Origin of the sequence: Kitasatospora sp. NPDC056076, from assembly GCF_042266305.1 — a bacterium.
Classification (GTDB): Bacteria; Actinomycetota; Actinomycetes; order Streptomycetales; family Streptomycetaceae; genus Kitasatospora.
Window position 1 is genome coordinate 13,619 of the sequence record NZ_JBHJWG010000004.1, and the last position, 8,617, is coordinate 22,235.

Sequence of the window (8,617 nt, forward strand, 5' to 3'; positions counted from 1 at the left end):
GACCCCACCCAACCCTCCCCGCGGGCGCGTACCCCCACCGGGGGGCCGGGGGGGTTCTCTGTTGCCGCCTGCGCTACTCGGCGGGCCCGGGGCGCCGCCCGCGCCCCCCCCCCCGCCCCTCCGGTACGGGACGGGCCCCGGGGTCAGAACCGTCCCTGGTTCAGGGCGTTCTGCAGGGCCGAGATGGTGGCCGGGCCCCACTGGCCGTCGACGGTGAGGCCGGCGCCGCTGGCGTTGAGGAAGGTCTGCAGTGCCCGGTAGGTGGCCGGGCCGGGGTCGCCGTCCTCGACGAGTCCGGCGTTGCCCCACACGTTGAGGTGGTGCTGGAGCGAACGCTTGGAGTCGGGGCCCCACTGGCCGTCCGGGGTGGAGCCGCAGACCCGCTGGACGGCCATGATGGTCAGGGTGCCGAACTGGCCGTCGACGGTGAGGCCGGCGCCGTCGTCGATGTACGCGAAGTACGCGGACTCGGTGGCCGGGCCCCACTGGCCGTCGGCGTTGGTGCCGACCTTGCCCTGGAGCCAGCGCACGCCGGCGGCGGTCAGCGGGCCCCAGGCGCCGTCGACGGCCAGTGCCGGGCTGTAGCCCAGGTCGTTGACCGCCTGCTGCTGGCGCGCTATCGAGCGCACGGACGTCATGGGGCCGCCGCCGGACGAGCCGCCCCCGAAGGCCTTGAACGCCGATTCGGTCCCGGGCCCCCACAGGCCGTCGGCGGTGACGCCGACCTTGTTCTGCAGCCAGCGCACGCCGGCGTCCGTCTTCGGCCCCCAGGCGCCGTCGACGTCCAGTGCCGGGCTGTAGCCCAGGCCGTTGACCGCCTGCTGCTGGGCGGAGACCGACCGCACCTGGGTCATGCCGCCGCCGCTCGCGCCGCTGGAGTCGGTGGGCGGCGGGGTGTAGCCCGAGCCCGCCCAGTCGATCGGGCGGACCTGCGCCGGCATGCCGTTCTGGACCCAGGCGCGCAGCTGCGCCCCCGGGCAGTCGGTGGAGTTGCCGGGGAGCATGCCGTGGTACGTCTTGGTGAGGACGTGGCCGGCCATGTCGCAGGCCTTCTCGTACATCGACCGGATCGCGGACATCGCGATGTCGGTGGCGTCCCCGCTCTCGCCGATGAAGCAGACGCCGATGTGGGTGGTGTTGGCCCCGTAGGCGTGCGCGCCCTGGAGGTACCAGCCGCGGCCCTCGAAGATCCGGCCGCTGGTGTCGACCAGGAAGTTGTAGCCGATGTCGGACCAGCCGTTGGAGTCCATGTGGTAGTTCTGGATCGACCGGAGCGTCTGGGTGGTCGGCCCGTCCGAGTAGTGCACGGTGAACCCGGTGCGGTCGCCGATGGCCACCGGCGTGATGTCCTTCGCCGGGCGGGCGCCCCACTGGGCGCGGGAGTAGATGTGCAGCGTGTCGGAGTCGGGGCCGGCACCGGTGCCCGAGCCCCGCTGGATGAAGGAGCCGTCCTTGACGTACGGGTAGAGCTTCCCGGGGCAGTCCGTGTGGGTCACCGTGCGGACGTCCGTGTGCCCGACGATCCGGAGGCCCGCGCCCTTCTCGTTCTGCAGCCAGCCGCAGAGCGTCCTGATGCCCGCGACCATCTCCGGGGTCACGTCGTCGTCGGCGCCCATCAGGCCCATCACGGCGTAGTAGTCGGAGTTGGCCCCGGGCGACTCGGCGCCGTTCGCGCCGGACCGGTAGTTGAGTCCGCGCCCCTCGTAGATGGAACCGTGCTTGCAGACCAGGAAGTTGTACGGGATGTCGTCGTACTCGGGCTCCCCGTTGCCGGTCCACTCCCGGATGTCCTGGGTGAGGCCGTGGTGCATCGACTCGTCCTGGATCTTCCTGACCAGTGCGGCGCACTGGCTGTGGGGATCGACGGACTTGTGCCCGCCGCCCTCGTGGTGGATGACGATGCCGCCGACCCACGGGGAGAAGGGACCGAAGTCGGTTGTCTTGGGCGGCTGGGCGCCCCATTCACTGCGCGAGATGATGGTGACCATCTGGTTCTCCGGAAGTCGTGCTGGGCTTGCTGACAGGACGGGTGGGGCGGGCGTCGGGTGGGTCGGGCGTCGGGCGCGTCACGCGGCCCCGATGACGCCCCCGTCCGTCCGCCGGATCACGAGCACGGCCGAGCGCGGGCGGCCGGCGGCGTCGTGGTCCGGCCAGTTGCTGACCACGCGGGGATCGTCCTGGGTTGGCGTGCCCCAGGCGAGGGTGTGCTCGCCCGGGTGCTGGACGTTGACGAACATGGTGCGGCGGTCCGGGGTGGTGACCACGCCGGTGATCTCGGCGCCGCGCGGGCCGGTCAGGAAGCGGCGGACCTCGCCGGTGGCGGGGTCGGCGGCCAGCATCGCGTTGTTGCCCAGGTGCTCGTGGCCGGTCTCGGCCCGGTTCTGGTCGAAGGCCGGGATGCCGGTCCCGATCCACAGCCGGCCGTCGGCGTCGGACCACAGGTTCTTCGGCGAGGCGAACATGCCGGCGGCGTCCAGGTGGACCTGGTGGTCGTGGGCCGGGTCGCCGGCGAGCACGAAGACCTGCCAGTGGAAGCCGGTCGCCCGGCCGTCGCCCTGGTCGGCCGTCCCGTCCTCGCGCCAGCGGACGACGTGGCCGTACGGGTTCTCGGCGCGCGGGCTGACCGCGGCCCGGTGGGCGTTCGGGCCGGCGGCGCAGTGGCCGAGGCCCGGGCTGTTCGCGAGCGCGCAGAAGGCCGTCCCGTCCGGGCCGACCGAGGTCTGCTGGGGCCGCTCCAGCGGGGTGGCTCCGAGCGAGTCCGCCGCCAGCCGGGCCCGCAGCAGGACGTCGGCCTGGTCGGCCCAACCGTTGGCGACGGTCAGCGGGCCCTGGCCGTGGGTCAGCGGCAGCCAGCGGCCGGTGCCGTCGTCCTCGAACCGGGCGACGTACAGGGTGCCGTGGTCCAGCGGGCTGCGGCCCTGGGAGCGCAGCCGCCACCAGCTGTCCGAACCGACGAACTTGTAGAGGTAGCCGCCGTTCTCGTCGTCGCCGCTGTAGACGACGACCCGGCCGGCGGACTCGGTCACGCTCGCCCCGACGTGCTGGAAGCGGCCCAGCGCGGTGCGCTTCACGGGTGCCGCCTGCGGGTCGGCCGGGTCGATCTCCACCACCCAGCCGAACCGGTTGGCCTCGTTGCCGTTCACCGCGAGGTCGAAGCGCGCGTCGGCGCGGTGCCAGCCGTGGCCGTCGCCGCGGGCGCCGAGGCCGGCCCGCTTCTGGGCGCGGGTCGCCCGCCACGTCCGGTCGTCGGTGCCGAAGTAGCCGGCGGTGTTGCGCTCGCCCGCCAGGAACGTCCCCCACGGGGTCACCCCGTGCGCGCCGGTGCCGAGCGTGCCCGTGGCGGGCGTGCCGGTCCGCAGGGCCGGGTGGTCGGCGCCCACCGGCCCGGAGAAGGTGACGGGCGTGGCACCGGTGACGCGCACGTTGCGCGGCGAGTCGGCGAGCTGCCAGGTGCCGCCGGTGCGGCGCACCTCCAGCACGCTGACGCCGTGCGCGGCGAGCGCCTTGGCGACCTGCTCCTTGCTCACCTGTCCGTCCGTGGCCGCCGTGCCGGTGCGGCCGTACAGCAGGGCGGCGTCGGTGGACTCGTGGGTGAGCACCAGGGTGCCGTGGGAGTCGTCGGTGCCCGGGAAGAAGTGCAGGCCGGCGTGGTGGGAACCGACCTGCTCGGCCTGCTCCGCCGCGGTGTTGCCGCCGTCGGCGCGCCACTTCGGGCCGCTCTCGTGCACGGCCTGCCCCCACGGAGCGAGCACCTGCACGGAGTACCCGGCGGGCACGGTGACGGCGTCGGCGCTGCTCGCGGGGACGGCGGTGAAGCCGAGCGGGTGCGCCGCCGCACCGGCCGTGCCCGGCTGCCCGGCGGGGGCGGCGGAGGCGGGGGACGCGGAGAGGCCGAGGAACGCGGCGAGGGCGATGGTGCCGCCGGTCAGGGCCTGACGGCGCGACAGGCCGGCGGCCACCACGTCGTCGAACGTGCGGCGGGGTGCTGCCTCCGGTTGCGGAGTGTCGTGATCTGGCATGGTCGCCACCCAAGGGAAGTCGGCCCGCCGGGGCGGGGTGCGGGGCTGAAGAGGACCGGGTGCGTGCGCCGCGTCCCGTGCTCGGGGGCCGTGCGGCGACAGCCGGTCGGCCGGAGCGCGAGGCCCTCCGGAGCGAAAGGTCGGCCGGAGCGAACGGATCGCCGCGGGTCTCGCGGACCTGAACCTAGATCGACTTCGACCCCGTAGCCATCCTGAATCCGTCTCAGATGCTCCGGCGCCCCATCCCGGGACGGCGTGGGACGGCGGGGACGCCGGGGACGGGAACCGGAGCCGGGCCGACGGGCATCGTGGTACCGGAATCCGGCGATCCACGGTTCCGGACGGACGGAAGAGCACATGGAGGCGGCATGCGGTCAGCGCGGGAGCGGCGGAGCGGCTGGATCCGGCGGGCGGCCTGGACGGCGGCCGCCCTGGTCCTGGCCACGGGCGGCACGCTGTTCGGCAACAGCCGCATCGTCGCGGCCTGGCGGTACTGCCTCGGCCAGGACCACGAGCCCAACCCGAACCTGGCGACGGCCACGGTGTCCTGGTGGGCGGTCATGCTCGTCGCGCTCCTGGCGCTCGGCGTACTGCTGGGCCGCCGGCCGAGCAGCCGCCGGTACCGCCTGCCGGCCCTGCTCGCCGCCGCGGCCGTCCTGACCTGGTTCTACGTCACCGGGATGGGATCCCCCGCGCCGCTGCAACCCGGGCAGCCCCGGGACTCCGTGTGCCGGGTCCTGCCGCCCTTCCCCTTCACGGGCTGAGCGGCCGGGAGCCGCGGACCGGCCTTACGCGAAAGCGCCCGGCCGGGAGGTCCCGGCCGGGCGCTTCGTCAGTCCACGACGGTCCCTAGCACCAGACCGGGCGGGAGCCGTTGTTGGCCTGGTCGTCCAGCTTGGCCCAGGTCAGCGGGCCGACGATGCCGTCGGCCTTGAGACCGGTGCAGGTCTGGAACTTCTGCACCGCGGCGAGGGTCTTCGGGCCGAAGTACCCGTCGACGTCCGGGCCCTGGTAGGCGAGGGAGTTGTAGAGCTCGCACTGCAGGGCCTTGACCGCGTCACCGCTGTCGTCCTGGGAGAGCTCCGGCTCGCTGGTGCTGTAGCCGCCGCAGAGCTGGCTCGGGGACGTCGCGGCCGAGGCGCTGCCGGCGGTGGTCACGCCGAAGCCGGCGGCCAGGAGGCTGGCGACCGCGACGGCCGCGAGCTTGTTGCGCATGGTTCTTCCTTCGGCGCGGGTGACGGGGAGGGCTCGGTCGGGCCGGGTCAGCAGATGTAGTTCGCCGCGGTGTCGATGTCGCTCTGGTTGTCCAGCTTGTTCCAGGTCAGCGGGCCGACGATGCCGTCGGGGTCGAGACCGGCGCACCCCTGGAACTTCTTCACGACGGCGAGGGTGTTCTTGCCGAAGATCCCGTCCACCTTGAGACCGGCGCCGCGCACGCTGTAGTTGAGCTCGCACTGCAGCGCCTTGATCTCCGGGCCGCTGTCGTTGAGGCTCACCTGCGCCTCGTTGTCGCTGTAGTAGCCGTACTGGGTGCACACGGCGGGGGTGCTGGCGGACGCGGTGGTGGCGGTGCCGATTCCGAGGCCGGTGAGCATGACGGCTCCCGCGGCGACGGCAGCGAGCTTGGTACGCATGGGTGTTGTCCTTCACAAGGGTCAGGTCGATGGTCGGGGTGGGACGGTGAGGTCCCCGCCGGCGGGGCCGGGCGAACGGCCCCGGGCGGTCAGGCCGTGACGTGGTACCAGTAGCCGCCGGTGCGCAGGGTGACGTAGTGCACGTCGGTGCCCGTCTCCTTGGCCTCGTACATCATGTCCGTGCCGGTGGCGGAGTCGGTGCCGGCGTAGAGGACCACGTGGTGGGTGTTGTGGGCGTCGGTGCCGAAGTACTCGACGTCGCCCGGCTGCCGCTGGTCCTCGGTGATCGGGGTGAGGTGCTTGTCCAGGGTCTGCTCGGTGGTGTCGCCGCCGTTGGCGAGGTCGATGCCGGCGCCGAACCAGAAGGCGGCCCGGACCAGGCCCGAACAGTCCATCCCGGCCGTGGTGTTGGCCGGGCAGGGCTGGATCGAGCCGGTGTAGCCGTCGCAGGTGCCCAGCGACGGGCCGGGGCCCTCGCCGCGCAGCGAGTGGCCGCCGCCCCACACGTACGGGACGCCCAGGTAGGACTTGGCCGCGTTCAGGACCTTGGTGGCGTCGATTGGGCCGCTGGGCAGCGGGGCGGGGGTGGCGCTGTAGAGGGCGTTCTTGACGCCGGCGCCGACGATGCCGTCGATGGCCAGGCCCTGGGCGGCCTGGAAGTTGCGTACGGCGGTGTCGGTGGCGGGGCCGAACTGCCCGTCCACGACGAGGCGGCCCGCGTTGAAGGTGTTCAGCATCGTCTGCAGGGTCGAGGCGCACTGCCCGCTCGCCCCGGTCTGCAGGTTCCCGCACTGGGTGCGGAGGTCGACGGTGCCGGAGGCGGCGGTGGCCGCCGTGTCGAGCGCCGACTTGGTGGCCGGGCCGACGATGCCGTCCGCGGTGAGGCTGTGCGCGCCCTGGAAGGTGCGCACGGCGCCGTCGGTGGCGGGCCCGAACTGGCCGTCCACGGTGAGGTGGGCACCGGTCAGGTTGAGCTCCGCCTGGAGCTGGGTGACGCAGCCGTCGGCCTCGCCCTGCTGGAGGTTGGCCGGGCAGGACGGGGAGGTGATCGGGATCGGGGCCGGCGGGGCCGCGGCGGAGGCGGTGGAGGCGCCGAGGCCGGTCAGCGCGGACGCCAGGGCCAGGCCCAGGCCCAGGCCCAGCGACAACCGGCGCCGGGTGGGGAGGAGGGTGCTCACAGGAGGGGTCTCCGGTTCCATGGTGATGCGTCAGGGAGGCGGGTGGTCCGTTCCCCTGACGCCAGGTGTGCTCGGCGGGCGGGTGCTACTCGAACAGGCCCGAGTCGCTGGGTATGTAGGGGAAGCAGGCACCGTGCTTCCCGCCGTACTGCGCATCACCGCGGTAGAGGAGGTTGTCGCCGGTGAAGGGGCCGACGATGCCGTCCGGCTGCACGTGGACGAAGGCCTGGAACCACTGGACCTGGTCCTTGGTCTTCGGGCCCCAGATCCTGTCCTCGTCGATGGTCGCCCGGTTGTTGGCCCGGGCGACGTCGTTGAGCAGGTGCTGGACGCACCAGACGCCGGTGGAGTCGTTGGTCTGGTTGTCGCCGATGTAGCCGGCGGACTCGGACGCGTCGGCGGTTCCGGCCAGGCCCAGCAGGGCGGTTCCGGCCATGGCCACCGCCAGCACGGCGCGACCGAAGGACTTCGCGGTCATGGGTTGCTCCTCGCGGTACGGGCGGTCAGGGGCCGTAGGTGGTCGGGATGTACTGCCAGCAGTAGGCGTCGTAGCTGCCGACGTAGTACGGGTCGCCGTCGCTGATGATCGCGTTCCCGGTGAGCTGGCCGACGTAGCCGTCCTGGAGGAGCGACCGGCCGCTGATGAAGGTGTGGGCCTGCAGCCACTGGACGGCGGACTTGGTCTGCGGGCCCCAGAGCCCGTCCTCCGCCAACGGCGCGGGGCGGTCGGCCTGTGTGGTGCGGTTCAGGAAGTAGTTGAGGTTGTGCTGGACGCACCACACGGCATGGGTGTTGTTGGCGTAGCCGTCGCCGATGAACGGCGCGCCCGGGGCGGCGCCGGCGGTGCCGGACAGGCCCAGCAGCGCCGAGCCGGCCAGGGCCAGTGCCGCCGCGGCGCGGCCGAAGTTCCTCTTGCTCATGCGTCAGTCCTCCTGCGCCGGTTGATCAGGGGCCTTCGACGGTCGGGATGTACTGCCAGCAGGGGGCGCTGGGGCTGCCGATGGAGTCGGGGTAGCCGTAACCGACGATCAGGGATCCGGTGAGCGGGCCGACGATGCCGTCGGACTGGAGCCACTGGCCGCCGACCATGGCGTCGGTCTGCATCCACTGGACGGCGGCCTTGGTCTTCGGGCCCCAGTAGCCGTCCTCGTCCAGCCGCGCGGGGCGGTTGGCCTTGGTCGTGATGTCGATGAAGCGGTTGAGGTTGTGCTGGACGCACCACACGGCCTGGTGGCTGTTGGGGTAGCCGTCGCCGATGTACGGCGCGCCCTGGGCGGCGCTGGCGGTGCCGGACAGGCCCAGCAGCGCCGAGCCGGCGAGGGCCGCCGCCACCACGGTGCGGCCGATGGTCTTCAGGGTCATGGGACTCTCCTTGCGGGACGGTGGTCGGGGGCGGCGTGCCGTCGGGCACGTACGGCCCCCGGGCGGTACGGGGTGTGGGGCCCGGGCGGGCTCCGCCGCGCGGGACCGGCCTCGGCGAAGGCCGGGAGGTGCTGCCGGTACGCGTCGGATCGGGTGGGCGCCGTCGGCGCGTGGCCACCCTGCTGCGGCGGGGACGCTGCCGTACTCTGCCGGACTCCGTGGGCCGTCCGGAAGGTCTTCCGACGTCCCATCAGTCCCAGGGATGTGTCCCACGGTGCGGAGCCGCTCCATGGGACGTGAGGTGGGGCGCGGGCCCGGGTTCCGGCGAACGCGGACGTGGGGGGGGGCCCCCGGGGGGGGGGGGGGCCGCCCCGCCCGCCGCCGGGGGGGGGGGTGGGGGGGGTGGGGGGGCGGGGGCGGGGTG

At 73.5% G+C, this 8,617-nt stretch carries 9 protein-coding genes; 1 reads left to right on the forward strand and 8 read right to left on the reverse strand.

What is annotated here, in order from left to right; translation table 11 throughout:
- Positions 1-143: 143 nt before the first annotated feature.
- Complete coding sequence (locus ACFC1T_RS04665; protein ID WP_375883515.1) at positions 144-1,988, reverse strand: N-acetylmuramoyl-L-alanine amidase; 1,845 nt, start codon at positions 1,986-1,988, stop codon at positions 144-146.
- A gap of 78 nt (positions 1,989-2,066) precedes the next feature.
- Complete coding sequence (locus tag ACFC1T_RS04670; protein ID WP_375883518.1) at positions 2,067-4,019, reverse strand: PhoX family phosphatase; 1,953 nt, start codon at positions 4,017-4,019, stop codon at positions 2,067-2,069.
- Positions 4,020-4,387: 368 nt separating this feature from the next.
- On the opposite strand from ACFC1T_RS04670, the gene ACFC1T_RS04675 reads away from it, so the two are divergent.
- Positions 4,388-4,783: a hypothetical protein gene (locus ACFC1T_RS04675; protein ID WP_375883520.1), complete on the forward strand. Its 396-nt coding sequence runs from the start codon at positions 4,388-4,390 to the stop codon at positions 4,781-4,783.
- An 85-nt stretch (positions 4,784-4,868) separates the two neighbouring features.
- Here the strand turns inward: ACFC1T_RS04675 and ACFC1T_RS04680 are convergent, their stop codons facing one another.
- The 6 genes from ACFC1T_RS04680 to ACFC1T_RS04705 all read right to left on the reverse strand — a co-directional run bounded on the left by ACFC1T_RS04680 (position 4,869) and on the right by ACFC1T_RS04705 (position 8,193).
- Positions 4,869-5,234, reverse strand: coding sequence for a peptidoglycan-binding protein (locus ACFC1T_RS04680; protein ID WP_375883523.1), 366 nt, complete (start codon positions 5,232-5,234; stop codon positions 4,869-4,871).
- 47 nt (positions 5,235-5,281) lie between these two features.
- A complete protein-coding gene (locus ACFC1T_RS04685) occupies positions 5,282-5,653 on the reverse strand; it encodes a peptidoglycan-binding protein (protein ID WP_375883525.1) in 372 nt (123 codons plus the stop codon).
- An 89-nt stretch (positions 5,654-5,742) separates the two neighbouring features.
- Positions 5,743-6,831, reverse strand: coding sequence for a peptidoglycan-binding protein (locus ACFC1T_RS04690; protein WP_375883527.1), 1,089 nt, complete (start codon positions 6,829-6,831; stop codon positions 5,743-5,745).
- An 85-nt stretch (positions 6,832-6,916) separates the two neighbouring features.
- Complete coding sequence (locus ACFC1T_RS04695; RefSeq protein WP_375883530.1) at positions 6,917-7,309, reverse strand: peptidoglycan-binding domain-containing protein; 393 nt, start codon at positions 7,307-7,309, stop codon at positions 6,917-6,919.
- Positions 7,310-7,334: 25 nt separating this feature from the next.
- Positions 7,335-7,751 carry a peptidoglycan-binding protein gene (locus ACFC1T_RS04700; protein ID WP_375883532.1) on the reverse strand — a complete coding sequence of 139 codons (417 nt, stop codon included), beginning with the start codon at positions 7,749-7,751 and terminating at the stop codon, positions 7,335-7,337.
- Positions 7,752-7,776: 25 nt separating this feature from the next.
- Positions 7,777-8,193: a peptidoglycan-binding protein gene (locus ACFC1T_RS04705; protein WP_375883535.1), complete on the reverse strand. Its 417-nt coding sequence runs from the start codon at positions 8,191-8,193 to the stop codon at positions 7,777-7,779.
- Between the last annotated feature and the right edge of the window lie 424 nt (positions 8,194-8,617).